Genomic DNA, 25608 nt, shown 5'->3' with positions numbered 1-25608 from the left:
ACCATGTGGTAGGAAATGTTTATGACCCTCCCGCTTGTCCCCGCACCCCAGCAACTCACCCCCTCACCGCCCGGGATGAGCCTGGGCCCGCGCCCGCGCATCGGCGTGCCGTCCGGCGACCTGCTCGGGCTCGCCGAGGTCGTGGCGGACCTGCTCGCCCGGCTGCACGGCGTGGAGCCGACCGTCCAGGTAACCGGCAGCGCCGACCTGCTCCTGCGGCCTGGTCCGGCCGAAGCCCCCGTCCAGGCGCGCGGTGTGGATCCGCTGGACCGGCCCGACCGGGCGCGCGAGTGCTACGAGCTGCTGGTCGGCCCGGACGGCGCCACGGTGAGCGCCGAGTCGGCCGAAGGGCTGTTTCGCGGGGCGACGACCTTCGCCCAGCTCGTCGGCCAGGACCTGGAGGTTCCCGGCGTGCGCGTCGTCGACGGCCCGGCCCTGCGCTGGCGCGGCCTGGCGCTGGACGTCGTGCGCAGGTTCTTCCCCGTCGACCAGGTCAAGCGCGTGATCGACCTGCTGGCCGTGTACAAGTTCAACGTGCTGCACCTGCACCTGACCGACAGCCAGGCCTGGCGCCTGGAGATCGCAGGCCATCCCGAGCTGACCGACGAGCGCAACTGGCCGGGCGGCGACGGCTCACGCAACGGCGACGGCGCCCAGTTCTACACCCGCGACGACTACCGCGAGCTGGTCGCCTACGCCGCGGCCCGCTTCGTCACCGTGGTCCCCGAGATCGACATGCCGGGACACACCCAGGCGGCGATCCGCGCGCGGCCGGAGCTGGCGGGCGTGGACGAGCCCGTCCACGAGTTGCTGCGCTACCTCGACCCGCGGGCGGAGGCGACGGACGGCTTCGTGGCCGAGGTGCTCGGCCAGCTGGCCGAGCTCACTCCCGGTCCGTTCCTGCACGTCGGCGGCGACGAGGCGTTCGGTATGCCGCACGAGCTGTACGCGGCGTTCACGGCACGCTCGATGGAGCTGGGCAGAGCCACGGGCAAGCGGGTGGTCGCCTGGCAGGAGGCGGCCAGGTCGGGCGCGCTCACGCCGCGGGACGTGGCCCAGTGCTGGGTCGGCGACGGCGACGCTTTCGACCCCGACAAGGCGCGCGAGGCCGTCCCCGCCGAGTACCACCCGCTCCTGGAGGTCGTGGCCGCGTCCTTCGCGCAGGCGCCGCACGACGCGCCGGCCGCCGTGGCCGCCGGCGCATGGGTGCTCGCCTCGCCCAGCAGGGTGCTCTACCTCGACCGCCGCTACGCCGAGGAGTCGACGCTGGCCGAGCAGACGGCCAGGCGCACGCAGGTGGGCATGGCCGCCTACACCCCGCGCACCAGCAGGCAGCTGTTCGACTGGCATCCGGACGAGCTGAACGAGATCCCCGAGGGCGCGCGGCTGGCCGGGGTGGAGGCGGCGATCTGGTGTGAGAGCGTCACCGGCTTCGACGATCTGGCCTTCCTGCTGCTTCCCCGCCTGCCGGGCATCGCGGAGAAGGCCTGGACGCGGCGGGCCACCGCCTGGGACGACTACCGCGCTCGCGTGGCCCTTCACGCCGGATGGTGGCAGCGGCTCGGCTGGGGCGGCTACTACCGTTCCGAGGAGCTGTTCAGCTGAAAGCGGCGGGCGGCCCGCAGCAGCCCCCTGCTGTAGGGGTGCTGCGGCTGGGCCGTCACGCTCGCGGCGTCGCCGTTCTCCACGATCTGCCCGTGGTGGATGACGGCGATCCGGTGGCTCATGAAGCGCACCACCGCCAGGTCGTGCGAGACGAACAGGTAGGCGACCCCCGTCTGCTGCTGGATCTCCAGCAGCAGGTCGAGGACGGTCTTCTGGGTGGTGAGGTCGAGCGCGGAGACCGGCTCGTCGCAGACGATCAGCCGGGGGTCGATGGCCAGCGCGCGGGCGATCGCCACCCGCTGCCGCTGACCGCCGGAGAACTCGCGGGGCAGCCGCCCGGCGGCATCGGCCGGCAGGTGCACGCGGTCGAGGAGCCCGCCGACCCGCTGACGGGCCTCGTGCGCCGACCGTCCCTGCCCGAGCAGCGGCTCCGACAGCGTGTCGCCGATCGTCCTCGACGGGTTCAGCGAGGTGTAGGGGTCCTGGAAGATCACCTGGAGGTCGCGGCTCAGCTGTCTCCTGCGCCCGCGCCCGACCTGGTCGAGGCGCTCACCGGCGAAGGTGACCGTACCCGACTGGATGGGCACGAGCCCGAGGATCGCCCGCCCGATCGTGGTCTTGCCCGAGCCCGACTCGCCGACCAGCCCCAGCGTCTGGCCGGGCTCGATGTCCAGGCTCACGCCGCGCAGCACCTCCACCCGCGGCGCGCGCCACCCCTTGCCGGGGAAGGACACGTGCAGGTCCTCGACCGTGAGCAGGGCGTTCACGCGACCTCCAGGGGGAGCACGGCGGCGAGCAGCTTGCGGGTATAGGGGTCGCGCGGCGCGGCCAGCACCTGGTCGGCGGCGCCGCTCTCGACGATGCGGCCCTCGCGCATCACGGCCACCCGGTCGCACAGGTCGGCGACCACGCCGAGGTTGTGGGTGACCAGCAGCACGCCGAGATCGCGTTCGCGCTGCAGCCTGCGCAGCAGGTCGAGGACCTCCGCCTGGACCCTGACGTCCAGCGCGGTGGTGGGCTCGTCGGCGATGAGCAGCTGCGGCTCGCACGACATGGCTCCGGCGATCAGGACGCGCTGGGCCATGCCGCCGGACACCTCGTGCGGATAGGAGTCGAAGGTGCGCCGCGGGTCGGTGATCTCGACCAGCCGCAGCAGCTCCAGCGCCCGCTCCCGGGCCGCAGCCCTGGACAGGCCGAGCTTGTAGCGCAGGGGTTCGACGAGCTGGTGGCCGATGGTGAAGGCCGGATCCAGGTTGCTCATCGGCTCCTGCGGCACGTAGGCGACGACTGTGCCGCGCAGCTCGCGATGCTCGCGCTCGGGCAGGCCGACGATCTCCCGGCCGCCGATGGTGATGCTGCCGCGCGAGACGCGACCGCCTTCGGGCAGGATGCCGAGGATGGAGAAGGCGGTCTGGGTCTTGCCCGAGCCGGACTCGCCGACCAGTCCCACGATCTCCCCGGCGCGTACGTCGAGGTCGACTCCGTGCACCACCTCGCCCGAGGCATAGGAGACGGTCAGGTCGCGCACCGACAGCAGTTCGGCGCGCTCACCCGCCGCGCCGGTGGCGGCCCCTTCGGCGGGTACGGCCCGCGCGGCGGGCGGCTTGGCGGGAGCCGTTCCGCGATCTTCGAGCAGGTCGCGCAGGGCGGCGGCGAGCAGGACGAGGGCGCCGCTGGTGAGGCCGAGCGCCAGCCCGGGCCAGAGCATCAGCAGCGGCTCGCGCTGGATGTTCTTGAAGGCCTCGTTGAGCATCGCGCCCCAGGTGGGGGCGTCGCCGCTGCCGATGCCGAGGAACTCCAGGCCCGCCTGCAGCCCGATGGCGATGCCTGCGACCAGCGCCACCTGGATGATGATCGGCGCCCGCACGACGATCAGGATGTGGCGGGCCATGATGCGGGCGTCGCTCAGGCCGGACACCCTGGCGGCGTCGACGTACAGCTCCCCGCGCACGTTGGCGACGATGCCGCGCACCAGCCGGTAGAAACTGGGCGCCACCAGGAAGCCGAGCACCACCATGAGCACCCAGACGGCCGAGCCGAGGATGGCCCGCGAGGCCAGCAGCACCACCATCGCGGGCAACGCCATCACCAGGTTGACCAGCCACGACGCGGTGGAGTCGAACCAGCCGCCGTGGTATCCGGCCAGCAGTCCCGCCGGCACCCCGAGGAGCAGGGCGACCGCGAGCGCGATGACGGCGCCGCCCAGGGTGTTGCGCCCGCCGTACAGCAGCCTGGCCAGCACGTCGCGGCCGGCCGAGTCGAAGCCGAGCGGGTGCCCTGCCGCCGGGCCCTCGAAGGCGTGGCGCAGGCTCGACACCTCCGGCGCGTGCGCGCTGAGCAGCGGGGCCGCCAGCACGGCCAGCACGATCACGGCCAGCAGCAGCCCGGAGACCAGCCCCAGCGAATGCCTCATGCGATTCTCGCCTTCGGATTGAGCCACCCGATCAGGATGTCGACGACGAGGTTGATCAGGATCACCCCGACCACGGTGAACATGACCAGCGCCATGATGACGGGGATGTCGCCGCGGGTGGTGTAGCTGACGGTCATGCTGCCGATGCCGGGCAGCCCGAAGATCTGCTCCACCAATACGGCTCCGCCGAGCAGGCCGACGAACTGCATCCCGAGCACCGCGAGCGCCGGAGCCGAGGCGTTGCGCACCACGTGCAGGAAGACGATCCGCCACGGCGGCAGCCCGCGGGCGCGCAGCGTGCGCACGAAGTCCTGGCGCATGACGTCGATGACAGACCCCCTGACCTGCTGGGCGACGCCCGCGATCGAGCCGATCGACAGTGAGATGATCGGCAGCGTGATCGTGGACAGCCAGCCGGTGAAGGACCTGCCGAGGCTCACGTAGCCGATGGCGGGAAACCAGCGCAGCCGTACGGCGAAGACCAGGACGATGACCAGCGTGACCAGGAAGCCGGGCAGCGCGTAGCCCACCACGGCGAACACCTGCACGAACCGGTCGACGGCGCCGCGGCGCACGCCTGCCCAGATCCCCAGCAGGAACGCCGCCACCGCGGTGACGACGGTCACGCCGATCATCAGGCTGAGCGTGACCGGCAGCCGGTTGGCGACCGCCTGGAGCACGTTCTCGCTGGTGAACCAGGAGGTGCCGAAGTCGCCGCGCAGGGCGCCCGCCAGCCAGTCGAGGTACTGCACGACGGCGGGGCGGTCCAGGCCGAGCTCGGCGTTCTTGGCGTCGACGAGGTCCTGGGCGGCGCCCTGGCCGAGCAGCTGCCTGCCCACGTCGAGGTGCGGGATCGACAGCAGCGTGTAGGAGAGCAGGGAGATCACCAGCAGCAGGAACACCCCTGCCGCGATCCTGCGCGCGATGAAGCCGAGCATGGTCAGCGGGCGGGGGAGTAGTTGTAGATCGAGGGGACGGCCATGCCGTCCTGCGGGACGATGGTCACGCTGCCGTCGGAGACGTGCAGGTAGGTCATCCGGTAGAACGGCAGGAACCAGCCGTCCTTGACGAGGTGTTCGTTGAGGGCCTGCAGGTCCTCCTTCGCGCCGTTCTTCTGGATCTTGGGCAGCAGTGCCTTCACGGTGTCGTCGGTGTAGCCGAACATGTTGAACGCGCCGGGCAGGACCAGCTCGCCGACGACGACCCAGTCGGCGGAGGACTGGCCCATGTTCATGACCATGCCGGAGTAGGCGCGGTCGCGGAAGATGCGCTGGACGGCCGAGCCGGCGTCCACGTCCTCCCAGACCAGCTTCACGCCGACGGCGCCGAGGTCGGTCCGCAGCGAGGCGGCCAGCGCGTCGGACACGATCGCCGGGATGCGCGGCAGCTCGAGGGTGAAGCCGCCCTCCAGCCCCGCCTCCTTGAGCAGGCGGCGGGCCTTGTCCTGGTCGAAGGCGTAGTAGCCGTCCAGCTCCGGCTTGTAGGCGGCGGTGGAGGGGCCGAAGATCTGGCTGGTGACCGTACCGCGGCCCTGGCGGATCTTGGCCAGCATCGTCTGGCGGTCGATGGCGTGGTTGAGCGCCTGGCGCACGCGCGGGTCCTTCAGCTGCGGGGTGACCGCGCCGGCCCGGTCGAACAGCAGGATGCCCTGGAAGTCGAAGTCCTGCTTGGTCGTCTTGACGTTCGGGTCGGCCTCGATGCTGATCTGCTGGTCGGCGTCCTGGATGAGGGCCGCGTTGATCTGCCCGGTCTTGACGCCGTTGACGATGGCGGTCTCGTTGTCGAAGTAGCTGATGGTGACCGAGTCGTAGGGCAGCTTGTCGCCCCAGTAGCCGGGCGCCCTGGTGAAGACCCACTTGGTGCCGATGACGGTCTGCTTCTGGTCCAGGTCGTACGGGCCGGTGCCGCTGGGCCTGGTCCTGAGCGCCTCGCCCTTGGCGAAGTCGGCGGGGTTGGCCATGAGGCCGGCCGCGTCGCTGAGGTAGAACAGCAGCGCGGAGTTGGGCTGGGAGAGCTTGAGCGTCACGTGCGTGTCGTCGACGACCTCGATGTCCTTGACGTCGTTGAGCGTCTTGGCCTGGGCGCCGCCGCCCTTGCGGAAGCGCTCCATGTTCGCCTTGACGGCCGCGGCGTCGAACGGGCTGCCGTCGTCGAACTTCACATCGCCGCGCAGGGTGAGGGAGAGCTCGGTGCGGTCCTTGCTGAAGGTCCACGCCGAGGCGAGCTTCGGGCTGTAGGTGCCGTCGGGGGCGCGCCTGACCAGAGTGTCGTAGACCGCCTGGAAGTACGGCATGGCGCTGCCGTTGGCGTCCTTGGGATCCAGGCTCTGCGGCAGGGTCATCGTCGCGATGGTCAGCGCCTTGGTGGCGGCCGGCCCTGCGTCCACGGTGTCGGAACAGCCGGCGAGCGCGATGGCCAGCAGGGCGGCCAGCGCGGCGGATCTCTTCATGGCGCTCACTCCGTCTCAGATTTTCGGGCGAGCATACAGATAAAACTAACCAGATGGTAGATTTAGCGATGTGCAGACGACGCCGAAACCGCGCCGGGGAACCAAGGGGGCGCGCACCCGCGAGCGCATCCTCGACTCGGCCATGGAGCTGTTCTCCCGCTCGGGCTTCTACGCCGTGTCCCTGCGTGACATCGCAGCACACGCCGGGATGACCCATGCCGGGCTGTTGCATCACTTCCCAGGAAAGGACGAACTGCTCATCCAGGTGCTCACCCGCCGCGAGGAACTGGCGGCAGAGCAGACACTCACAGGGGACTCCGATCCGGAGAGGCTGCTCGAACGGCACCTGGACCAGCTGACGTGGAACATGCGCACGCCCGGTCTGGTCGGCCTGTTCGTGAAGGTCTCCGGTGAGGCGAGCGACCCGGCCCATCCGGCGCACGACTACTTCGTCCAGCGCTACCGCCGCCTGCGCAAGGGCACGGCCCGGCTGCTGCGCGTGCTGTTCGAGCGCGCCTCACCGCCCATAGCGCACGACCCCGACGCCGTCGCCCAGCAGTTGCTCGCCCTGGTCGACGGCCTGCAGACCCAGTGGCTGCTGGACCCCGACGAGGTCGACATGCGGGCCTCGGTCGTCACCTACCTCACCCAGCTCGGATTGGACCTCGATGACCGACCTCAGCCTTGAGGAGAAGGCGTCGCTCACCTCGGGCGGCGACACCTGGCACACCACCGCGGTCGGCGACGTGCCGGCCCTGACGCTGTCCGACGGGCCGCACGGCCTGCGCAGGCAGAAGCGGACCGGCGACGCCCTCGGCCTGAACGACAGCGAGCCGGCCACCTGCTTCCCGCCTGCCGTCGCGCTCGGCTCCTCATGGGACGCGCCGCTGGCCCGCCGGGTCGGGCAGGCGCTGGCCCGTGAGGCGTGCGCGCTCGGGGTGGACGTGCTGCTCGGGCCCGGTGTCAACATCAAGCGCTCGCCGCTGTGCGGGCGCAACTTCGAGTACTTCTCCGAGGACCCGCACCTGACCGGGGTGATGGGCGCGGCCGTCGTCACCGGCATCCAGTCGCTGGGCGTCGGCGCCTCGGTCAAGCACTTCGCGGTCAACAACCAGGAGACCGACCGGATGCGGGTCAGCGCCGAGGTCGACGAGCGGACGCTGCGCGAGATCTACCTGCCCGCCTTCGAGCACATCGTGCGCGAGGCCAGGCCGTACACCGTCATGTGCTCCTACAACCGGATCAACGGCGTGCACGCCAGCCAGAACCGGTGGCTGCTGACCGAGGTGCTGCGCGAGGAGTGGGGTTTCGACGGGCTGGTGGTCTCCGACTGGGGCGCGGTCAACGACCGCGTCGCCGCGCTGGAGGCCGGGCTCGACCTGGAGATGCCGCCGACCGGCACCGACGAGCAGATCGTCAGGGCGGTACGCGAGGGCCGGCTGGCTGAGAAGGCGCTCGACCGGGCGGTGGAGCGCGTCGTCGGGCTGGCGCGCCGCGTCGAGGGCAGGGCGCGCTTCGCCGACTGGGACGTCGACGCCCACCACGAGCTGGCCCGCGAGGCGGCCAGGGCGTCGGCCGTCCTGCTGAAGAACGACGACGAGGTGCTGCCGCTGCGGCCTGGCCGGCGCGTGTGTGTGATCGGCGAGCTCGCCCGTACGCCGCGCTACCAGGGCGGCGGCAGCTCCCACGTGGTGCCCACCCGGCTGGACAACGCCTGGCAGGCCCTGGGCGAGCCCGCCTTCGCCGGCGGCTACCGGCTGGACGGCGAGCAGGACGACGAGCTCGCCCGCCAGGCCGTCGCCGTCGCGGCCGAGGCCGAGGTGGCGCTGGTCTTCCTCGGCCTGCCCGAGCCGGCCGAGTCGGAGGGGTTCGACCGCACCGCCATCGACCTGCCCGAGCCGCAGATCTCCCTGCTGCGCGCGGTGGCCGAGGTGTGCGAGAAGGTCGTCGTCGTGCTGTCCAACGGCGGTGTCGTGTCGGTCGCCGAGTGGCAGGACTGCGCCGCGGCCGTCCTGGAGGGCTGGCTGCTCGGCCAGGCGGGCGGCTCGGCCGTCGCCGACCTGCTGACGGGGGCGCACAGCCCGTCGGGCAGGCTCGCCGAGACCATCCCCCTCAGGCTCGCCGACGTCCCCTCCTACCTGCACTTTCCCGGAGAGGACGGCCGGGTGGTGTACGGCGAGGGCCGCTACGTCGGCTACCGCTACTACGACACGGCCGACGTCGAGGTCGCCTACCCCTTCGGCCACGGGCTGACCTACACCCGCTTCGAGTACACCGACCTGAAGGCCGATGAGCGCGGCGTCGAGGTCACCGTCACCAACACCGGCGAGCGCTTCGCGCACGAGGTCGTCCAGCTCTACGTGGCCTTCGACGGCAACCACCGGCCGCGCCGCGAGCTGCGCGGCTTCGCCAAGGTCGGTCTGGAGCCGGGCCGGAGCGAGCGGGTCCGTTTCACCCTCACCCCGCGCGACCTGGCGCGCTGGTCGGTCAGCCGGCACGACTGGCAGGTCGACGCGGGCGCCTTCACCGTCGAGGTCGGCGCCTCCTCGCGCGACATCCGCCTGCGCGCCGAACTGTCCACCCCCGGCGACGGCCACCGGGCCCCACTCGGCAGGATGTCCACTCTCGGCGAGTGGCTGGCCCACCCGGCCGGAAGCCGGGCGCTGAGGCAGGTGATAGACCCCGGCGCGGCGCCCGCCGACCCCGCCCTCATGCGGATGGCGCTCGGCGTGCCGCTGGCCAAGTTCGCCACCTTCGGCGTGGGGCTGTCCACCGAGGTGGTGGACAGCCTCGTCGCCGCCCTAGCCGAGGATCCCGGTGCGGGCGATCTCGCCCAGCCAGCGGGCGCTCGGCTTGACGGTGCGGGCGAAGGTGACCCGGTCGACTGACACCAGCCCGAAGGTGGGGGTGTAGGAGCCCCACTCGTAGTTGTCCAGCAGCGACCAGTGCAGGTAGCCGCGGACGTCGGCGCCCTCGGCCATGGCGGCGTGCAGCCCGGCCAGGGCGCCGCGGGTGTATTCGACCCGCGCGGCGTCGTCGGCAGTGGCGATGCCGTTCTCCGTCACCAGGATCGGCACGCCGGGCGCCCGCGCGGCGGTGTACCGTACGGCGTTGCCCAGCGCCGCCGGGTAGAACTCCCAGCCGGTGAGCGTACGGCGGGCCGCCTCCGGCACTGGCAGCGCGCCCTCACGGCCGACCAGGACCCGGGTGTAGGCCTGCACGCCGACGAAGTCGTCGTCCTTGGCCGCCTCGATGAACCGGTCCTCGCGTGGCCACGCCCACGCGTCACGTTCGTCGTGCGCCCCGTCGAGCGCCTCGAAGTTCTGGTTGGCGATCGTCCAGCCCGACAGGAAGCCGGTCAGCTCCTCGCGGGCCGCGCGGTGCGCCGCCGTCAGCGCGTCGGCCGTCGCCTGGTCGGGTGGCGGCAGCGCGCCCGCGACGCCGCCGGTCTGCCTGTCGTCCTTCGTCAGGCCCGCCATCATCGCCACCAGGTTGGGCTCGTTGATGGTGCACACCCACCGCACGCCGTCCAGGATCGGCAGCACCGCGCGCACATAGCGGCGAAAGCGCGCCACCGCCGCGTCGGCGAGCCAGCCGCCCTCCTGCTGGAACCACAGCGGGCTGGAGAAATGGTGGAGCGTGACCACCGGGGTAAGGCCGCGCTCCAGGCATCCCTCGATCACCCGCCGGTAGTGCGCCAGCGCGGCGTGCGAGATGTGCCCCTCCACCGGCTCCACCCGCGCCCACTCGATGCCGAAGCGACATGAGGTCAAGCCCAGCGACCGCACGATGTCGAGGTCTTCGCGCCAGCGGTGGTAGCTGTCGCAGGCATCGCCGCTGCGCTCGCTCATCGGGGAGCCGGGGCGGTGCTCCAGGGCCCAGATGTCGCTGGCGACGTTGTTGCCCTCGGTCTGGTGAGCGCTGCCCGCAGCGCCCCACAGAAACCCTTTCGGGAATGCGCGGTCCATCCCGCCTGCCCTTCACGTGGTTGCGGCGATCGTTCCGCAAAATCTACCACGTGGTTAATTTAATGGGCCGCGTCGCCGTCGTCGCGCTGGCGCAGGGAGAGGACGGCCGCCGCGCCGAGGAGTCCGAGCGCCAGCGCGCCCAGCCCCCAGCCGAGCCCCTTGCGCTCGCAGCCGAGCAGCGCGTCGACCGACAGCTTGCCCGGCCCGTGCACCGCCAGCGCCGCCGCGCCCGCGCCGAGCACCAGCGGGTACTCGAACCCGCCGTGCTGCGCCCACAGCCCCTGGGGCAGGTGGGCAGAGACGATCGCGTTGGTCATCGTCGCGATGAGACCGGCGGCGGAGGCCGGCGTGGCCGCGCCCAGGACGATCCCCGCACCGGAGCCGAGCTCGCCCAGTCCGGCGGCCAGGCCCATCGTCCTGCCCTGCGGGTAGCCGAGCGCGGTCATCAGCTCGCCGGTCTTGTCGGGACCTCCTCCGCCGAACCAGCCGAACAGCTTCTGCGCGCCGTGCCCCATGAGCAGCAGCCCCGCCGGGACGCGCAGCAGCAGGATCCCCGTGTCCTCCGCAGTCACCTTCATAAATGGGTTCTTACCCGGACAAACCACGCTTCACTGCCGTGGCCGCATCCCGATGAAGAGGGCATCGAGAATCCGGTCGACGTACTCGTGGGTCACCGGCTCCTGGATGATCAGAAACTGGAAGTACAGCGGACCGGACAGGATCGCCATCGCCAGGTCCAGGTCGAAGTCGGGTGACAGCTGGCCCTGGTCGCGGGCCGCCTTCAGCCGGACGGCGGTCTTCTCTGCCTGCGGGATGATGAAGCGCTCGTTGAGCGCGGCTGCGACCTGGGGATCATGCTGGGCCTCGCCGACCAGGGCCTGGAACAAGGGGCCCACAGGCGGCCTGCCCAACAGGTCGACGGCAGCGTAGATCTGCTCGCGCAGGTCGGCGACGATGTCGCCGGTGTCGGGGTAGTCCAGGCCGGGAGCGTTCAACGACAGCAGCGAGTCCAGGAACAGGGCCCCCTTGGACGGCCAGCGCCGGTAGATCGTGTGTTTGCCGGCTCCGGCGCGGGCCGCGACCGCTTCGATGCTGAGCTTGGCGTAGCCGATCTCCTGGACCAGCTCCAGTGTGGTCCGCATGATGGCCTCGGTCCGGTCGGCGGTGCGACGGCTGCGCTTGTCGGTCATGCCATCACGATAGTGGCACGGCACGTGCCGTATTGACAGATCGGATTCCCTTTCGCCATGCTCACGGCACGGCACGTGCCGTACAGAATCGGAAGGGTTCTCGTGAGATCACCAACCACAGGGCCGGGACTTCGCCTGACCGGTCTGACCAAGACGTTCGGCTGCAACCGCGTCGTCGACCGCATCGAGCTGGAGGTGCCGAACGGATCGTTCTTCGGTCTGGTCGGCCCCAACGGAGCGGGCAAGACCACCACGTTGTCGATGGCGGTCGGCCTGCTCCGGCCGGATTCCGGCCGGGCCGAGATCTTCGGCATCGACGTATGGGCGGACCCCGCCCGCGCCAAGGATCTGATCGGCGTGCTGCCCGACGGGCTGGCCATGCCCGAACGGCTGACCGGGCGTGAGCTGCTGCGCTTCACCGGTCTGCTGCGCGGCATGGACCGGGCCGACGTCGAGCGTCGCGCCGGGGAACTGCTGGAGACCCTGGGCCTGCAGACGGCCGAGCGCACCTTGGTGATGGAGTACTCCACCGGCATGCGCAAGAAGATCGGCCTGGCCTCCGCCCTGCTGCACGCCCCGAGGCTGCTGGTGCTTGATGAGCCGCTGGAGGCGGTGGATCCGGTCTCGGCGGCGACCATCAAGGAGATCCTGAAGCGGTTCGTCGGCGGCGGCGGGACCGTGGTGTTGTCCAGCCATGTGATGGCGCTGGTGGAACAGCTGTGCGACCACGTGGCCGTGATCGATTCCGGCCGGGTCGCGGCTGCCGGGTCCCTGCCGGAGGTCCGGGCCGGTCTGAGCCTGGAGGAACGGTTCGTGAGCCTGGTCGGCGGCCAGCTGCCCCGGGTGGAGGAGCTGGCGTGGTTGGCATCCTGATCCGGATGAAGCTGGCCGTCCAGCACAACTCCATGACCGGGCAGCGTGCCGCCCAGATGATCGTCGGCGGCCTGGTCGGTCTGGCTCTGGCGGCCGCCGTGCTCGTGCTCGCCGGTCGTGACTACCCGGTCGCGTCGCTGCGGTTCGACCTGCTCGGCGCCGCGCTGGCCGGCTGGACGGCAGGGTGGCTGCTGGGGCCGGCGCTGTTCGGCGGCGGGGACGAGACTCTGCGCCCCGAGCACTTCGCCCTCTACGGGCTGACCCCGCGCGCGCTGATGGCCGGCCTGGCCGCGGCGGCCTTCGTCGGTGTCGCCCCGGTGGTGACGGTGGTGGCGTTCACCGGGCTGGTGGTCGTGGCCGTCGCCGCCGGACTCGGGCCGGGCGCGATCGCCGTCGGCGTTGCCGCGGTCGCGCTTCAGCTGGTCTTCAGCGTGCTGGCCTCCCGGTTGGTCACCGCCGTGCTGGGCCAGGTCATGCGGTCGCGGCTGGGGGCCGCGCTGGCGGGGTTCGTCAGCGCGGCCGTCCTGGCCGCTCTCCACTCGGGCTGGGTGCTGTCGCCCCTGGTCAGCGCGGCCCTGACCACGGGCTTTCCCGGCCTGTTCACCACGTGGGTGCACCTCCTGCCGTCCGGCTGGGGCCTGACGGCGGTCGAGGCGGCCGGGCGCGGTGACTGGGCCCTCGCGGTCGCCGCCCTGGCCGGTCTGGCGCTGCTCGGGGCCGGGTGCCTGTACGGCTGGGCCGTCCTGATGCGGCGGCGCCTGACCACCCGCCGCGCCCATGGCCGCCCGGCCAGGGTCTCCGCCGACCGGTGGGTGCGCGGCCCGGTCACCGCGGTCGCCGCCAGGGAACTGCGTACCTACACCCGCGACCTGCACCGCTTTCACCTCGTCTGCTTCGCCCTGGGCTACGCGCTGGTGTTCTGCCTGCTGCCGTTGGCCGTCGGCGCCTCTGTCTTCCTGCCGTGGACCGGGCTGCTGTTCGCGCTGTGGATGTCGGCGATCTGCGCCAACCTGTACGGCGACGACGGCACCGAACTGTGGGGCAAGCTGATGGTTCCCGGCGCTGTCCGGCACGATGTGCGCGGCCGGCAGCGCGGCTGGCTCCTGATCGCCGCGCCACCCACCGTGATCCTCACGGCCGGCCTGCTCACCGTCTCCGGCCAGTACGAGCAGTGGCCCTGGCTCGCCGCGCTCGTCCCCGCCGTCCTGGGCGGCGGCGCGGGCGTGACCGTGCTGGTGTCGGTGCTGCGTCCGGTTCCGCTGCCCGACCCGCACCGCAGGGGCGGCAACCTGCTGGACAACGGCACCGATTTCACCCAGGTTCTGCTGATGCTGATCCTGACCGCGGCCACCGCCGCTCCCGCCTTCCTCGCCGTACGGCTGGGCCCGATGTGGGCAGGCCCGGTGGCAGGTGTGGTCAGCGGCGCGGTGCTGGCGTGGCTGCTCGGCCGGATCGCAGCGGCCAGGCTGCAGAGCACCGCCCCTGAGCTCCTCCACCACTTCCGCTCCGGCTCCCGGCCCGTACGCAGGCGCCCGCAGCTCGCCCCGGCCAGGCACCGCAGCCCCGAGGTCGCTCTGCCCCGCCCCGACCTGGGCCTGCGGCGGCTCGGTCTCGACCTCGCTCCCGCCGGACGACGGGCCTATGTCATCGCCAGCCTGACGCTGTGCTGGGTGCCCCTGGTCGCCCAGGGCGTCGTCCCCGCGATCATGCTCTCCACCGGAGCGGACAACCGTTCGTGGTTCCTGGCGCTGCACCTGCCGGACGGCCTGCGCTGGCCGACGATCCTGTCCATGATCGGCATCGGGCTCGTGCTGCTGATCACCGGGCTGGCGACGGGCTTGTACTATCTGGTCAAATCACGGCGGGCCAGCGCATAGCCCCCGCTTCGGCTACCACGGCGGGTGTAGTCCGGCCGCCTCCCGCAGGCGGATGTTCCCGCGGGCGGCGCCCGGCCAGGCTGGTGCCGTGTCCGGATACCAGCGCCTCGGGTACGGCGTGGCGATGCTGCTGCTCGCCAGCAGCGCCTTCCACCTTGTCGTGTATGCCGTCGACGGTGGCGGATGGGGCGGCCCCGTGTCGTGGCGCAAGCCCATTCTGTTCGGCTTCTCCTTCGGGGTGACGCTGCTCAGCCTGGTCTGGATCGCCGGGCGGTCAGGGCTGGGGGAGCGGCAGGAGCGATGGCTCGTGGGCACGCTGACGGTGGCGAGCCTGGTGGAGACGGCGCTGATCGACCTGCAGCGGTGGCGAGGAGTGCCCTCGCACCTCAACTTCGGCACACCCGTCGACGCCGCCGTGTCGGCGGCGCTGGCGGCCGTCGCGATCGTGGGGCTGATCCCGACGATCATCGCGATCGCCGTGCTGGCGTGGCGGCGCTTCGACGGTTCGCCCAGCATGAGACTGGCGGTATGGGCGGGGTTGGCGGTGCTGCTGCTCAGTCTGGTCGCCGGTGGCGCGCTCATCGCCAACGGCCGCGCCATCGGGCTGCCGCCGCAGGCGACCGACCTGTCGATCTTCGGCGCGGCCGGGCAGCTCAAGGTGCCGCACGCGGTGACCCTGCACGCGGTGCAGGCGCTGCCGCTGCTGGCCGCGGTGCTCATGCTGACCGGCTGGAGCGAGGCCGCCAGGGTACGGCTGGTCGCCGTGGCGGCCGCGGGCTACGGCGGGGTGGTGCTGGTCAGCGTGCTGCAGGCGGCCCAGGGGTTGGCCCCGGCGGACCTCACAGTGCTCTCCGGTGTCCTGCTGGTGGCGAGCGTGACGGCGCTGGCGGGGGCGGGAGTGGTCGCGGTGAGCCGGGTGTCGAGGTCGAAGCTGGTCGCGTTCGGCCGTCTCCGCGGGCCTCTGGGCCTGCCCGGCCGTACCCACACGTAGGGCGTCACTCACCCCGGCGCGGACCTCGCGTCGGCCTAATGACGGCCGCGCGCCCGCGCCTCGTCGGGGCTCGGATGATCCGTGGTCAGTGCGCCTTCTCGCCCTGGGCGTTCAGGGCATACCACTCGGCGCCGAACTCCTCCTTGTCGTGCCCGGTGACGTCGCCGGGCTTCTTGTCGTCGTGGTAGTAGTACAGCGGCCACTGGCCGTAGACGACCTGGGTGTCGCCGTCGGTCCGCTTGACGGTCTTGAGCAGGTCGGCCTTGGCGCCCTGCTCCGCCTGCGGCTCGCCCTCGGTCAGGAAGGGCGGCCACTCCTTGGCGCACTCGTCGTAGCAGTCGGACTTGCCGTTCTTGTCCTTCTCGAACAGGTAGAGCGTCATGCCCTTGTCGTCGACCAGGATCTTGCCGATGCTGGACGACGCGATGCGGACCGTGGCCGCTTCTACGGGTGTCGCCACGACCGGGTAGGCCGCGGGATGTGCGTCGATGCGCTGCTCGGGTGTGCCGCCACAACTCACGATCATGAGGAAGGCGGCGGCCGGAGCCAGTAGATTCCTCATGAAAGCACCACGTAAACGATCTCCTGCTGGTTCAGCAGGTCAGGGCGCCTGTGGTCCGCGGTACGGCAAGGGCTGGCTGTAGACGAGGTTGGTGGTGGTGCTGCCGAACTCCGTCAGCGCGTTGACCAGCTGTTCGAGATGGCCCATCGACGTCGCGGCCACCTTGAGCATGTAGCAGTCGTCGCCGGTGGTCCGCAGGCACTCCAGGATCTCGGCGCGCTCACTCAGAAGCCGGTGCAGAGGCTCGTGCCGGTTGCCCGGGTACTTCAGGCGCACCACCGCGAGCACGGCGAACCCGACCTTCTCCACATCCACCTGCGCCCGATAGCCGGTGATGACCCCTGCCGACTCCAGCCGCCTGACGCGCTCGGTCACCGCGGAGGCGCTGAGGCTGACTCGCCGGCCCAGCTCCGTCAGGGGAACGCGGCCGTCACGCTGCAGCTCGGCCAGGATGATCCAGTCGGTCCCGTCGAGACTCACGGTCATTCGCCCACACTACCGAGGGATCCCCGGTCGAATGACGGTAATGCCGGGAAGTTTCGCTTCCGGCCGGGCTGATCCGGTCAATAGGCTGAAGCGATGCAACTGGGCGTTAACGTGCCGAACTTCGGCCCTGGTACCGATCCCGCCACGCTCCGGCAGTGGGCGCAGACGGTGGAGGGCCTCGGGTTCGACCTGCTGATGGTCTCCGACCACGTCGTGATCACGCCGGACGTGGCCGAGCAGTACCCGCCTCCCTTCTACGAGCCGTTCACCACGCTCGCGTGGCTGGCGGGCATCACGAGCCGGGTCCGGCTGGGCACCACGGTGCTCGTCGTCCCTTACCGGCATCCGCTGCTCATCGCGCGCATGGCCGCGAACCTGCACCAGCTCAGCGGGCGCCGCCTCGTGCTCGGCGTGGCCGCCGGCTGGGCGCGCCAGGAGTTCGAGGCGCTCGGCGTGCCGTACGAGCGGCGTGGCAGGCTGACCGACGACTACCTGCACGCCGTACGCGCGGCCTGGGAGAACGAGGCCGACTACGGTCAGGGGCGGATCCCGATCTGGGCGGGCGGCAACAGTGACGCCGGCATGCGCCGAGCGGTACGGCACGGCGCGGCCTGGCATCCGCTGCGGTTCACGATGTCGTGGCTGGGTGAGGCGCTGGACCGGTTGACGGCCGTGGCCGCCGCCGAGGGCCGTGCCGTACCCGCGCTGGTGCCGCGCATCGTGCTGCGGATGACCGACGAGCCAGTCACCGGCGCCGGACGGCGCGCGGGGGAGGGCACCATAGGGCAGATCGTCGACGACCTCGAACGGCTGCGGGCCATGGGCGCGGACACCGTGGTGCTCGACCCGTTCGACATCGACCCTGAAGACACGCGCCATCCCGAACGGGCCTGGCACGCACTGGCCGCCGTCGCGGCCCACACGAGAGGCAGTATCCATGACGCACGATGACTTCCTGCGCCGGGCCATCGAGCTCGCCGCGATCTCGCGCCGGGGCGGTAACCCGCCGTTCGGCTCGCTCCTGGTCGGCCCGGACGGTGACGTGCTGGCCGAGGACCACAACACCTCCGTCACCGACTCCGACATCACCGCGCATCCCGAGCTGAAGCTGGCCCGGTGGGCGGCGCGCGAGCTGGACCCGGACACGGCGGCGGGGACCACCATGTACACCAGTTGCCAGCCGTGCGGGATGTGCGCGGGCGCGATCGAGCGGTCGGGGTTGGGGCGGGTGGTGTTCGCGCTGTCCAGCGAGCAACTGGCCGGGCTCAAGCCCGGCGGCGGCTTCCCACAGCCGGTGCTGGAGGGGCCCGCGTTGTTCGACGAGGCCAGGATTCCTGTAGAGGGCTACTATTCCTGATCTACATTGTAAAGGCGCTGGGCGGGGTGGCCTACCGGCCATCCGTCATTCAAGGACTAAAGACTCACCAAACGGCAAGCGCTCGGCGGTTTCACCCGGTCGCGGGTACCCGTGAGAGCCGCGCCCGGGTGAGAACCGGTTGCGGGCCGCGGCGGCGGACACCAGTCAATCCGTCGCCGCGGCGGCCGTGCCCCCTTTCCCCTTTCGCGTGGAGTTCGGAGCGGGGGTGGTGGGCGGATGGGTTTCGTGGGACGCCGTCTGCGAGTTTTCAGGAGCCGAGCGGGTGCCCCGTCGTCGCGTCGATGTGGTCGGGGATCTCGGCATGGTGGTCACCGACGGTCGGTGTCCCGGTGGGCTCGAACATGAGGATCGAAGCTCCGGTGGGGGCGGCCGGCTTGTGCTCCGTGCCGCGGGGGACGGTGAACACAGCGCCTTGGGGGAGCCGGACCGTGCGCTCTCCGCCGGGTTCGCGCAAGGAGATGTGCAACTCGCCGTCGAGCACCAGGAAGAACTCGTCGGTGTCGTCGTGGACGTGCCAGATGTGCTCGCCCTCGACCTTGGCGACGCGTACGTCGTAGTCGTTGACGCGGGTGACGATGCGGGGGCTCCACAGGGCGTCGAAGGAGGCCAGGGCCTTGCCGAGGGTGATGGGTTCATTGCTCACGCTGGGATCCTGCCCCACTGGGCATCATCCCTGTGAGTGCTAGGAATAGCACATGGCGCAAGAATCCTCGCATGTCGTTCGTGCGGCGGGCCCGCACCGGGTTGTCGTGATCGTGGACGAGAACTCCAACCCTTTCGAGCTGGGCTGCGCGACCGAGGTGTTCGGCCTGCGCAGGCCGGAGCTCGGGCGCGATCTCTACGACTTCCGTCTGTGCTCTCCCGAGCCGCGCACGCTGATGCGGGACGGGTTCTTCACGCTCACGGGCGTCGCCGATCTGGAGGCGGTGGAATCGGCGGATACGTTGATCGTTCCGAATCGTCCTGATGTGGAGGTGCCGCGCCGTCCGGTCGTACTTGATGCCGTCCGGCGGGCGCATGCGCGCGGCGCGCGCCTGGTCGGCTTCTGCAGTGGTGCTTTCACCCTGGCGGAGGCGGGGGTTCTCGATGGGCGCCGGGCCACCGCGCACTGGCAGTGGGCGGATTCGTTCCGGGCTCGCTTCCCTTCTGTCCGGCTGGAGACTGACGTGTTGTTCGTGGACGACGGCGACATCCTCACGGCTGCGGGGAGCGCGGCCGCGCTCGATCTCGGCCTGTACGTCGTCCGTCGCGATCATGGTGCTGAGGTGGCCAATTCGGTGAGCCGGCGGCTCGTCTTCGCCGCGCACCGCGATGGCGGGCAGCGGCAGTTCGTGGAGCGGCCGGTGCCCAGGGTGCCGGATGAGTCTTTGGCGCCGGTCTTGGCTTGGGCTTTGGAACGGCTGGACGCTCCGCTGGCGGTGTCTGATCTCGCCGCGCGTGCTTCGGTCAGTGCGGCGACGTTGCATCGCCGGTTTCAGGCGCAGTTGGGCTGCACGCCGTTGGTGTGGCTCACGGGGGAACGGCTTGCGCTGGCGTGCCGGCTGATCGAGCGGGGTGAGTCGGGCGTGGAGGCGGTCGCGCGGCGCAGTGGGCTGGGCACCGCTGCGAATTTGCGCGCGTTGATGCGTCGGAAGATCGGGCTCACTCCATTGGAGTATCGCCATCGATTCGGCCCGGGGATTGGCCGGGGTACGTACTCCTAGCGGGGTGAGCAGGTTGGTGCCGCCTCCGGCTCTGCCCGGACCACCGAGTGCCGGGCTGCCGGTAGGACGGTCGCGCGCACCTGGTGTCGGGACGGCCGTCGCGCGGACCGAGCGCCTTGTCTGGGCCGGGGGGCGGCTTGGGGGAAGTTGAAGGCGAGGGCTTCGGGCGCGCCGGGGGTGAGCGCATGGGTCAGCGTGTCCGAGCAGCCAGGCGGGCTGCTCTGACTCGCCCAGCGCGGCCCGGCTTTGACACCTCTCATGGGTAACCGCTATCTATTAGCCAACCGTTAGGGGGATGGAGTGCAGGACGCAGTGCTGGCGATGCTCGCCAAGGAGCCGTCGCACGGGTACCACTTGCACGCTCGGCTGCGGCGCAGTCTTGGCCCGCTGGGCGAGTCGATGAACCGCGGTCAGATCTATGTGACGTTGACCCGGTTGGAGCGAGCGGGGCTCGTTGTCTGCGAACGGGCCGACGGCCTGCCCGAACGGCCGGAGCGCAAGATCTACGCGCTGACACCGGCCGGGCAGCAGCGGGTGTCCGCCTGGCTGGCCGAGGTGGGCTGGCCGAAACCGGACCTGGCGGAGTTCCATCTCAAGCTCGCCGCTGCCGCCGCGGCCCGGCTGGCCGACCCGGTGGAGCTGGTGGCGGCGCAGCGCCGAGAGTTGCTGCGCCGCTTGCGCGAGGCGCAGCAGGCGGCGCTGGCCGAGCCGGTGGGGTCGGGCGCCGGTCTGCTGCTGGAAGGGGTTGTGCTGCGGTTGCAGGCGGACCTGCGCTGGCTGGATGCCTGTGAGCGGGCCTGGTCCAAGGTCGATGACGAAGTCGAGGGTGGATGAACATGTCAAGTGCCGCGGTCCGGGCCTGCGGCCTGGTGAAGACGCATGGTCAGGGGCAGAGCCGGGTCCGCGCGGTGGACGAGGTCGACCTGGAGGTGCCTCAGGGACAGATGCTGGCGGTGATGGGGCCCAGCGGCTGTGGGAAATCCACTCTGCTGCACCTGCTGGGTGGCCTGGAGCGGCCTACTGATGGAGAGGTGTGGGTGGCCGGGCGGCGCATCGACACGCTGAGCGAGCGAGCTCTGGCGCGCATGCGGCGCCGGTCGGTGGGGTTCATCTTCCAGGCCTTCCATCTGGTGGAGGAGTTGTCGGCGGCCGAGAACGTGGAGCTGCCCGCGCTGCTGGCCGGGCGTTCGCGCCGCCAGGCCAGACGGCGCGCGAGCCTGCTGCTGGAACGGGTCGGGCTTTCCGGCCGCGCCCGGCACCTGCCGTCGCAACTGTCGGGTGGGCAGCGTCAGCGGGTGGCCGTCGCTCGCGCGCTGGCCAACGACCCGCTGGTCGTCCTGGCCGACGAGCCGACCGGCAACCTCGACACCGCGGCGACCCTCGAGGTGCTGAGGATCTTCCAGGAGCTGCGTTCCGCGGGGCAGACCTTCGTGATCGTCACGCATGACGAGCGGGTGGCGGCCACGGCGGACCGTCTGGTCTCGATGCGCGACGGGATGTTCGTCGACGACACCCTGCTGGCCGGCTCCCACGCGCGCGGGCTCGGCGGGCTGATCGGGCTGGAGGGCTGAACGTCATGGGCTCCATCGTGCTCGTCGTGCGCCTCGTGCTGGCCGACCTTCGCAGGCACCAGGCCCAGGCCGCGATGCTCCTGCTCGCGGTGACCGTGACCACCGCCACGATGGCCCTGGGCCTGTCCCTGCGCGGCGTGAGCGACGCGCTGTACGAGCAGACCCGCGCGGCCACCGCCGGGCCGGACGTGGTGGCGCTGTCCGGCGACACGGGCCCCGCCGTGACCTCGGCCCTGGCCTCGCTGGCGGACGCTCCCGAAGTAGTCGCCCACCATGGCCCTTATCGCATCGTCTACGCCGGCCTCACCACGCGCGATTCCACGTCGTCTCCGGTGGTGGTGCACGGCTTCGTCGAGACGCCCGGCGTGGTCAACCGGCCGCTGGTGACCTCGGGTCATTGGGTACGCTCCGGCGGCACGGTCCTCGAACGCGGTTTCGCCACCGCGCTGGGCGTCGGCGTCGGCGACCGCGTCACCATCGCCGGCCGGTCGTACCCCGTTGTCGGGATCGCCGTGACCGCGGCCACCTCGATCTACCCTTGGGCGGCGCAGATCGGCCCGGGCGGTGGTCCCAGCGACTACAGCGGTCTGGCCTGGATGACCCGATCAGATGCCCGGACACTGGCGTCGTCCCAAGATCTCCCGGTGACGTTGGCCCTGGACCTGAAGCTGCGCGACCCTGCCGCCACTGAGGTCTTCCGCGACGCCCACCGCGACTCCACCGTAAGGATCAACTTTCACTCCTGGCAGTTCAAAGCCCAACAGGACTTGGTCGTCCTCAAGGACAGCCAGCCGATCCTGGTCGTCGGCAGTTGGCTGCTGAGCTTCCTGGCCGTCACCGGAGTGGCGGCGCTGGCGGCGGGACGCGCCGCCGAGCAGACGCGCCGGGCCGGGCTGCTCAAGGCCGTCGGCGCCGGCCCCGGCCTGATCGCCGCCGTCCTGCTCACCGAGTACCTGGCGCTGGCGCTGGTCGGCGACGCGCTGGGGCTGGTGATCGCCCGTCTGGCCGTGCCCGCCATCGCCAGCCCCACCGCCAGCCGGATCGGCGACGCGGTCGGGCCGGGCGGCGCCACCGTTGCCACGGCGACCGTCCTGGCCGTGGCGGTGGCGGTGCTGTCCACGCTGCGTCCCACGCTGCGGGCCATGCGTACGGCGACCGTCACGGCGCTGACCGCCACCGCGCACCAGCCCCGTCACCGACCCTGGCTCACCGCGCTGTCGTCGCTGCTGCCCACGCCGCTTCTGCTCGGGCTGCGGCTGACCGCCCGCCGGCCGGGCCGCGCCGTGCTGCAGGCGTGCTCCGCCGCCACCACAGTGATCATGATCGTCGCCCTGCTGACCCTCTACGCCCAGCCGGAGAGGGGCTACGGCCTGAACGGCTCGTCCGCTCTGCCCAACCTGCGGGGCGAGCACGACCGCCAGCTGATGCTCGCCGTCACCATCCTGCTGATCGCACTCGCCGTCGTGAACACCATCACGCTCACCTGGACCACTGCCATGGAGGCTCGGGCGAGCATGGCCATCGCACGTACGCTCGGCGCCACCCCGGGGCAGATCTCCGCGGGACTGTCCACCGCCCAGCTCTTGCCCAGCCTGCCCGGCGCCATCATCGGCGTCCCTCTGGGCATCGGCCTGCTCTCGCTCTTCGCCGCCAGGAATTCGGTGGAAGCCCCCTCCTCCTGGCTGCTCGGCGCCGCACTCGCGACTCTCTTGGCGACGGCGGCACTTACCGCCCTGCCCGCACGCCTGGCGGCGCGCCGACCCGTGGCGCAGGTCCTCAGCTCCGAAACAGCGTGATCAGCCCCGCTCAGCGGACCGGGTCCCGCACAACTCCGCAGAGACCTCATCCGCCTCACCGGCGGCGGCCTCGAACCTCATCCGTACGTCGGCGGACAGCTCCAACGCGTCGGCCAGCAGCCGTGCGGTCTCCTTACGGACCGTGCGGTAGATGGCGCGTTCCAGGTCGCTGATGGAGCGGGCGCTGACGGTTGAACGGTGGTGGAATTCGGTTCCCAGCCGCCGGTCATGCGGGTGGTGTGGGGGTGCGGGGCCGGCCAGGATGCCGTCATCGACGGCCAGCACGCCAGCTCGACGAACGCTTCGGAGTATGAGGCGGTGCTGACCGTGGCCCGGGCCTGATCCGGGCGATGGCCGCCACGCGGGTCAGCGGTGGGTGTGATGGCTGTGCAGGAGTTGGTGGATGTGCCGGTCGGCTGCTGTGGGTACATCAGCCGGTAGTGCGCGGGGGGTTCGAGGCCGAAGGTCGTGGGGGGCGGTTGGTTTTGCGGGCCAGGTGCTGGGCGAATCCGTCGGCTGCGACGGCCGTCAGGAGGTCTTGCATGGCGCCGAAGAGGCGGTAGATCGCCGGGGGTTGCACCCGGCGGCGTGATCCCTGCGGTCCAGGCTTCGCGGTTCGGGACGGGAAGGTTGCGCGGCCAGGCCTGCCGTACGGCGACCAGGCCGTCATCCGGCCGCGCCGGCGGCATTCAGATGCCAAGAACACCAAGACGAGGAACCAGGAGGACATCATGCCCGAGCGACCCGGCACCAGCCTGAACGGCAAAGCCGTTTTCGTCGGCGGAGCGTCCCGTAATCTCGGCTCGCTGATCTGCCGCACACTCGCGGCCGACGGCGCGCGTCTCGTGGTGCACTACAACAGCCCGTCCTCCAAGGAGGGGGCCGAGCAGACCGTGGAGGCCTGCAAGGCGGCAGGCGGCGAGGCGTTCGCCATCCAGGCCGACCTGACGCGGGTGCCGGAGGTCAAGCGCGTCTTCGACGAGACGCTCAACGCCTACGGCTCCCTGTACGCCAGCGTCAACACCGCCGGCATGGTCGTCAAGAAGCCGATGGTGGAGATCACCGAGGCCGAGTACGACGCCATGATGGCGGTCAACGCCAAGAGCGCCTACTTCGTCATGCAGGAGGCCGCCCGGCGCGTGGAGGACGGCGGCAAGATCCTGACCGTCGTCACGTCCCTGCTGGCGGCCTTCACCGGCAACTACTCGATCTACGCCGGGGCCAAGGCTCCGGTGGAGGACTTCACCCGTGCGCTCGCCAGGGAGTTGTTCGGCCGCAGGATCTCCGTCAACAACATCGCGCCCGGGCCCATGGACACGCCGTTCTTCTACCCGGCGGAGGATGAGGACTCCATCGCCTATCACAAGTCCTCATCCATGAACGGCGAGCTCACCAAGATCGAGGACATCGTGCCCTGGGTGCGGTTCCTGCTCACCGACGGCTGGTGGGCCACCGGCCAGACGTTCTTCGTCAACGGCGGCTACACCACCCGCTGAGATGACCGACTCAGCCGCGGAGGGGCAATGAGCGCTCCGACTGGCACCGGCCGGCAGCCGGTGTGGAACCGGATGACCGGACGTGACCCGCGGGAAGGGCATCGCGTCTCCACCCCGCTGGAGTTGCTGTTCGATCTGTGCTTCGTGGTCGCCGTGGCGCAGGCGGCGGCGGTCCTGCATCATGCCGTGTCCGAGGGGCACTTCGGTACGGGCGTTCTGGGGTACGCGATGGTGTTCTTCGCCATTTGGTGGGCGTGGATGAATTTCACCTGGTTCGCGTCCGCTTATGACCCCGACGACGTGGTGTACCGGCTGCTGATCCTGGTCCAGATCGTCGGCGTGCTCGTGCTGGCCGCCGGCGTGCCCGCCGCGTTCGGACCGGGGAAGGATTTCGGGCTGGTGACGCTGGGGTACGCGATCATGCGCCTGGCCCTGGTGGCGTTGTGGTTGCGTGCGGCCCGTGAGCATCCCGACGGGAGGGCCTGTGCGCTGCGTTACGCGATCGGCATCACCGTCGTCCAGGCCGGCTGGATCCTGCGGCTGGCTCTGCCGGAACGCGCCGGGCTGGTGGGCTTCTTCGTGCTGGTGCTGGGCGAGCTGGCCGTACCGCGCTGGGCCGAGCGCGCCCGGCAGACGACCTGGCATCCGCACCACATCGCCGAGCGGTACGGCCTGTTCTTCATCATCGTGCTCGGCGAGTCGATTCTGGCCGCGACGCGCGCCATCCAGTCGGGGCTGGCGGCGGGAATCGCCACCGGGGCGCTGCTGTCGGTGGCGCTGAGCGGGACGGTCATCGTCTTTTCCATGTGGTGGCTGTACTTCGCCCGGCCCGCACATCGGATCCTCACCTCCAGCAAGGCGGCGTTCCGGTGGGGTTACGGCCACTACTTCATCTACTCTTCGGCTGCCGCGATCGGTGCCGGGCTGGCGGTGGCGATCGACTACGGCAGGCACGCCTCGCACGTCACGGCGTTCGCCGCGGGGGCCGCGGTCGCCGTACCGGTGGCGGTGTTCCTGATCAGCCTCTGGGCGGTGCACATCAGGCCGCACCGCCCCGGCCCGTTGCTCAACGCGGCGTTGCCGGCCGGTGCGGCGCTGGTGATGCTGACGCCGCTCACCCGTCTGCCGCTGCCGCTGATCGCTGTTGTCATCGTCGCCGTTGTCATCGCCACGCACCTGACGCCCACGTCGGCAGACCCGGTGGGACGTTCCGGGCCGTCCACCACTGCGTGACCGCCTGGCAGGGCCGT

General features: G+C 70.9%; 25 protein-coding genes. 14 read left to right on the top strand and 11 right to left on the bottom strand.

The window, feature by feature from the left end; translation table 11 throughout:
* Nucleotides 1-21: 21 nt before the first annotated feature.
* Nucleotides 22-1605, top strand: coding sequence for a family 20 glycosylhydrolase (locus ACFXJ8_RS26980; RefSeq protein WP_379646753.1), 1584 nt, complete (start codon nt 22-24; stop codon nt 1603-1605).
* Here the strand turns inward: ACFXJ8_RS26980 and ACFXJ8_RS26975 are convergent.
* The 4 genes from ACFXJ8_RS26975 to ACFXJ8_RS26960 are packed head-to-tail and all read right to left on the bottom strand — an operon-like array spanning nt 1578 to nt 6467.
* On the bottom strand, nt 1578-2372 hold the full coding sequence (locus ACFXJ8_RS26975; protein ID WP_379646752.1) for an ABC transporter ATP-binding protein: 795 nt from the start codon (nt 2370-2372) through the stop codon (nt 1578-1580). The two genes, ACFXJ8_RS26980 and ACFXJ8_RS26975, sit on opposite strands and share 28 nt — an antisense overlap.
* Nucleotides 2369-4018, bottom strand: a complete 1650-nt coding sequence (locus ACFXJ8_RS26970) for a dipeptide/oligopeptide/nickel ABC transporter permease/ATP-binding protein (protein WP_379646751.1) — start codon at nt 4016-4018, stop codon at nt 2369-2371. The genes ACFXJ8_RS26975 and ACFXJ8_RS26970 overlap by 4 nt, the downstream gene beginning before the upstream one ends.
* Nucleotides 4015-4956 (bottom strand): ABC transporter permease, encoded by a 942-nt coding sequence (locus ACFXJ8_RS26965; RefSeq protein ID WP_379646750.1) that lies wholly within the window; start codon nt 4954-4956, stop codon nt 4015-4017. The genes ACFXJ8_RS26970 and ACFXJ8_RS26965 overlap by 4 nt, the downstream gene beginning before the upstream one ends.
* Nucleotides 4957-4958: 2 nt before the next feature.
* The gene (locus tag ACFXJ8_RS26960; protein WP_379646749.1) at nt 4959-6467 is read right to left on the bottom strand and encodes an ABC transporter substrate-binding protein; all 1509 of its coding nucleotides are present in this window, start codon (nt 6465-6467) and stop codon (nt 4959-4961) included.
* Between the two features lie 70 nt (nt 6468-6537).
* On the opposite strand from ACFXJ8_RS26960, the gene ACFXJ8_RS26955 reads away from it, so the two are divergent.
* Entirely contained in the window at nt 6538-7155 is a 618-nt protein-coding gene (locus tag ACFXJ8_RS26955) for a TetR/AcrR family transcriptional regulator (RefSeq protein WP_379646748.1), read from the top strand.
* Nucleotides 7136-9355 carry a glycoside hydrolase family 3 C-terminal domain-containing protein gene (locus ACFXJ8_RS26950; RefSeq protein WP_379646747.1) on the top strand — a complete coding sequence of 740 codons (2220 nt, stop codon included), beginning with the start codon at nt 7136-7138 and terminating at the stop codon, nt 9353-9355. The genes ACFXJ8_RS26955 and ACFXJ8_RS26950 overlap by 20 nt, the downstream gene beginning before the upstream one ends.
* On the opposite strand, the gene ACFXJ8_RS26945 is transcribed toward ACFXJ8_RS26950, so the two are convergent.
* Genes ACFXJ8_RS26945 through ACFXJ8_RS26935 form a run of 3 tightly spaced genes read right to left on the bottom strand, consistent with a single transcriptional unit; the run spans nt 9269 to nt 11625 of the window.
* Nucleotides 9269-10435 carry a glycoside hydrolase family 1 protein gene (locus ACFXJ8_RS26945; RefSeq protein ID WP_379646746.1) on the bottom strand — a complete coding sequence of 389 codons (1167 nt, stop codon included), beginning with the start codon at nt 10433-10435 and terminating at the stop codon, nt 9269-9271. The two genes, ACFXJ8_RS26950 and ACFXJ8_RS26945, sit on opposite strands and share 87 nt — an antisense overlap.
* A gap of 59 nt (nt 10436-10494) precedes the next feature.
* A complete protein-coding gene (locus ACFXJ8_RS26940) occupies nt 10495-11013 on the bottom strand; it encodes a DoxX family protein (protein ID WP_379646745.1) in 519 nt (172 codons plus the stop codon).
* A gap of 30 nt (nt 11014-11043) precedes the next feature.
* Entirely contained in the window at nt 11044-11625 is a 582-nt protein-coding gene (locus tag ACFXJ8_RS26935; RefSeq protein ID WP_379646744.1) for a TetR/AcrR family transcriptional regulator, read from the bottom strand.
* Nucleotides 11626-11727: 102 nt separating this feature from the next.
* On the opposite strand from ACFXJ8_RS26935, the gene ACFXJ8_RS26930 reads away from it, so the two are divergent.
* The 3 genes from ACFXJ8_RS26930 to ACFXJ8_RS26920 all read left to right on the top strand — a co-directional run bounded on the left by ACFXJ8_RS26930 (nt 11728) and on the right by ACFXJ8_RS26920 (nt 15366).
* Nucleotides 11728-12498 carry an ABC transporter ATP-binding protein gene (locus tag ACFXJ8_RS26930; RefSeq protein ID WP_379646743.1) on the top strand — a complete coding sequence of 257 codons (771 nt, stop codon included), beginning with the start codon at nt 11728-11730 and terminating at the stop codon, nt 12496-12498.
* Nucleotides 12483-14375: a hypothetical protein gene (locus tag ACFXJ8_RS26925; RefSeq protein ID WP_379646742.1), complete on the top strand. Its 1893-nt coding sequence runs from the start codon at nt 12483-12485 to the stop codon at nt 14373-14375. Before ACFXJ8_RS26930 ends, ACFXJ8_RS26925 begins: the two co-directional genes overlap by 16 nt.
* A gap of 88 nt (nt 14376-14463) precedes the next feature.
* Complete coding sequence (locus tag ACFXJ8_RS26920) at nt 14464-15366, top strand: hypothetical protein (RefSeq protein ID WP_379646741.1); 903 nt, start codon at nt 14464-14466, stop codon at nt 15364-15366.
* A gap of 85 nt (nt 15367-15451) precedes the next feature.
* Here ACFXJ8_RS26920 and ACFXJ8_RS26915 read toward each other — a convergent pair whose 3' ends face one another.
* Entirely contained in the window at nt 15452-15928 is a 477-nt protein-coding gene (locus ACFXJ8_RS26915; RefSeq protein WP_379646740.1) for a hypothetical protein, read from the bottom strand.
* A 39-nt stretch (nt 15929-15967) separates the two neighbouring features.
* Entirely contained in the window at nt 15968-16414 is a 447-nt protein-coding gene (locus ACFXJ8_RS26910) for an Lrp/AsnC family transcriptional regulator (protein ID WP_379646739.1), read from the bottom strand.
* Nucleotides 16415-16507: 93 nt separating this feature from the next.
* Here ACFXJ8_RS26910 and ACFXJ8_RS26905 point away from each other — a divergent pair, with 93 nt between their 5' ends.
* Complete coding sequence (locus ACFXJ8_RS26905; protein ID WP_379646738.1) at nt 16508-17365, top strand: LLM class flavin-dependent oxidoreductase; 858 nt, start codon at nt 16508-16510, stop codon at nt 17363-17365.
* The gene (locus ACFXJ8_RS26900) at nt 17352-17771 is read left to right on the top strand and encodes a nucleoside deaminase (protein ID WP_379646737.1); all 420 of its coding nucleotides are present in this window, start codon (nt 17352-17354) and stop codon (nt 17769-17771) included. The genes ACFXJ8_RS26905 and ACFXJ8_RS26900 overlap by 14 nt, the downstream gene beginning before the upstream one ends.
* 268 nt (nt 17772-18039) lie before the next feature.
* Here ACFXJ8_RS26900 and ACFXJ8_RS26895 read toward each other — a convergent pair whose 3' ends face one another.
* Entirely contained in the window at nt 18040-18435 is a 396-nt protein-coding gene (locus ACFXJ8_RS26895) for a cupin domain-containing protein (RefSeq protein WP_379646736.1), read from the bottom strand.
* A gap of 52 nt (nt 18436-18487) precedes the next feature.
* On the opposite strand from ACFXJ8_RS26895, the gene ACFXJ8_RS26890 reads away from it, so the two are divergent.
* The 4 genes from ACFXJ8_RS26890 (at nt 18488) to ACFXJ8_RS26875 (ending at nt 22862) form a co-directional block, all read left to right on the top strand.
* Complete coding sequence (locus tag ACFXJ8_RS26890) at nt 18488-19495, top strand: GlxA family transcriptional regulator (protein ID WP_379646735.1); 1008 nt, start codon at nt 18488-18490, stop codon at nt 19493-19495.
* A gap of 321 nt (nt 19496-19816) precedes the next feature.
* Nucleotides 19817-20329, top strand: coding sequence for a PadR family transcriptional regulator (locus ACFXJ8_RS26885; protein WP_379646825.1), 513 nt, complete (start codon nt 19817-19819; stop codon nt 20327-20329).
* Nucleotides 20326-21066, top strand: coding sequence for an ABC transporter ATP-binding protein (locus ACFXJ8_RS26880; protein ID WP_379646734.1), 741 nt, complete (start codon nt 20326-20328; stop codon nt 21064-21066). Before ACFXJ8_RS26885 ends, ACFXJ8_RS26880 begins: the two co-directional genes overlap by 4 nt.
* A 5-nt stretch (nt 21067-21071) precedes the next feature.
* Nucleotides 21072-22862 carry an FtsX-like permease family protein gene (locus ACFXJ8_RS26875; RefSeq protein ID WP_379646733.1) on the top strand — a complete coding sequence of 597 codons (1791 nt, stop codon included), beginning with the start codon at nt 21072-21074 and terminating at the stop codon, nt 22860-22862.
* Here ACFXJ8_RS26875 and ACFXJ8_RS26870 read toward each other — a convergent pair whose 3' ends face one another.
* Nucleotides 22863-23147, bottom strand: coding sequence for a hypothetical protein (locus ACFXJ8_RS26870; protein WP_379646732.1), 285 nt, complete (start codon nt 23145-23147; stop codon nt 22863-22865).
* Nucleotides 23148-23593: 446 nt separating this feature from the next.
* Between ACFXJ8_RS26870 and ACFXJ8_RS26865 the strand changes: the two genes are divergently transcribed.
* Both ACFXJ8_RS26865 and ACFXJ8_RS26860 read left to right on the top strand, forming a co-directional pair.
* Entirely contained in the window at nt 23594-24358 is a 765-nt protein-coding gene (locus ACFXJ8_RS26865; RefSeq protein WP_379646731.1) for an SDR family oxidoreductase, read from the top strand.
* Between the two features lie 27 nt (nt 24359-24385).
* Complete coding sequence (locus ACFXJ8_RS26860; protein WP_379646730.1) at nt 24386-25591, top strand: low temperature requirement protein A; 1206 nt, start codon at nt 24386-24388, stop codon at nt 25589-25591.
* Nucleotides 25592-25608 lie beyond the last annotated feature (17 nt).

Source organism: Nonomuraea sp. NPDC059194, assembly GCF_042754765.1.
Taxonomy (GTDB): Bacteria; Actinomycetota; Actinomycetes; order Streptosporangiales; family Streptosporangiaceae; genus Nonomuraea.
This window is presented reverse-complemented; position numbering and strand designations above follow the sequence as displayed.

Excerpts from the sequence above, each read along its gene's own strand:
- ACFXJ8_RS26980 (WP_379646753.1), top strand. The coding sequence starts at position 22 with ATGACCCTCCCGCTTGTCCCCGCACCCCAGCAACTCACCCCCTCACCG.
- ACFXJ8_RS26970 (WP_379646751.1), bottom strand. The coding sequence starts at position 4,018 with ATGAGGCATTCGCTGGGGCTGGTCTCCGGGCTGCTGCTGGCCGTGATC.
- ACFXJ8_RS26965 (WP_379646750.1), bottom strand. The coding sequence starts at position 4,956 with ATGCTCGGCTTCATCGCGCGCAGGATCGCGGCAGGGGTGTTCCTGCTG.
- ACFXJ8_RS26960 (WP_379646749.1), bottom strand. The coding sequence starts at position 6,467 with ATGAAGAGATCCGCCGCGCTGGCCGCCCTGCTGGCCATCGCGCTCGCC.
- ACFXJ8_RS26950 (WP_379646747.1), top strand. The coding sequence starts at position 7,136 with ATGACCGACCTCAGCCTTGAGGAGAAGGCGTCGCTCACCTCGGGCGGC.
- ACFXJ8_RS26945 (WP_379646746.1), bottom strand. The coding sequence starts at position 10,435 with ATGGACCGCGCATTCCCGAAAGGGTTTCTGTGGGGCGCTGCGGGCAGC.
- ACFXJ8_RS26940 (WP_379646745.1), bottom strand. The coding sequence starts at position 11,013 with ATGAAGGTGACTGCGGAGGACACGGGGATCCTGCTGCTGCGCGTCCCG.
- ACFXJ8_RS26935 (WP_379646744.1), bottom strand. The coding sequence starts at position 11,625 with ATGACCGACAAGCGCAGCCGTCGCACCGCCGACCGGACCGAGGCCATC.
- ACFXJ8_RS26915 (WP_379646740.1), bottom strand. The coding sequence starts at position 15,928 with ATGAGGAATCTACTGGCTCCGGCCGCCGCCTTCCTCATGATCGTGAGT.
- ACFXJ8_RS26910 (WP_379646739.1), bottom strand. The coding sequence starts at position 16,414 with ATGACCGTGAGTCTCGACGGGACCGACTGGATCATCCTGGCCGAGCTG.
- ACFXJ8_RS26905 (WP_379646738.1), top strand. The coding sequence starts at position 16,508 with ATGCAACTGGGCGTTAACGTGCCGAACTTCGGCCCTGGTACCGATCCC.
- ACFXJ8_RS26900 (WP_379646737.1), top strand. The coding sequence starts at position 17,352 with ATGACGCACGATGACTTCCTGCGCCGGGCCATCGAGCTCGCCGCGATC.
- ACFXJ8_RS26890 (WP_379646735.1), top strand. The coding sequence starts at position 18,488 with ATGGCGCAAGAATCCTCGCATGTCGTTCGTGCGGCGGGCCCGCACCGG.
- ACFXJ8_RS26885 (WP_379646825.1), top strand. The coding sequence starts at position 19,817 with ATGCTCGCCAAGGAGCCGTCGCACGGGTACCACTTGCACGCTCGGCTG.
- ACFXJ8_RS26880 (WP_379646734.1), top strand. The coding sequence starts at position 20,326 with ATGAACATGTCAAGTGCCGCGGTCCGGGCCTGCGGCCTGGTGAAGACG.
- ACFXJ8_RS26875 (WP_379646733.1), top strand. The coding sequence starts at position 21,072 with ATGGGCTCCATCGTGCTCGTCGTGCGCCTCGTGCTGGCCGACCTTCGC.
- ACFXJ8_RS26865 (WP_379646731.1), top strand. The coding sequence starts at position 23,594 with ATGCCCGAGCGACCCGGCACCAGCCTGAACGGCAAAGCCGTTTTCGTC.
- ACFXJ8_RS26860 (WP_379646730.1), top strand. The coding sequence starts at position 24,386 with ATGAGCGCTCCGACTGGCACCGGCCGGCAGCCGGTGTGGAACCGGATG.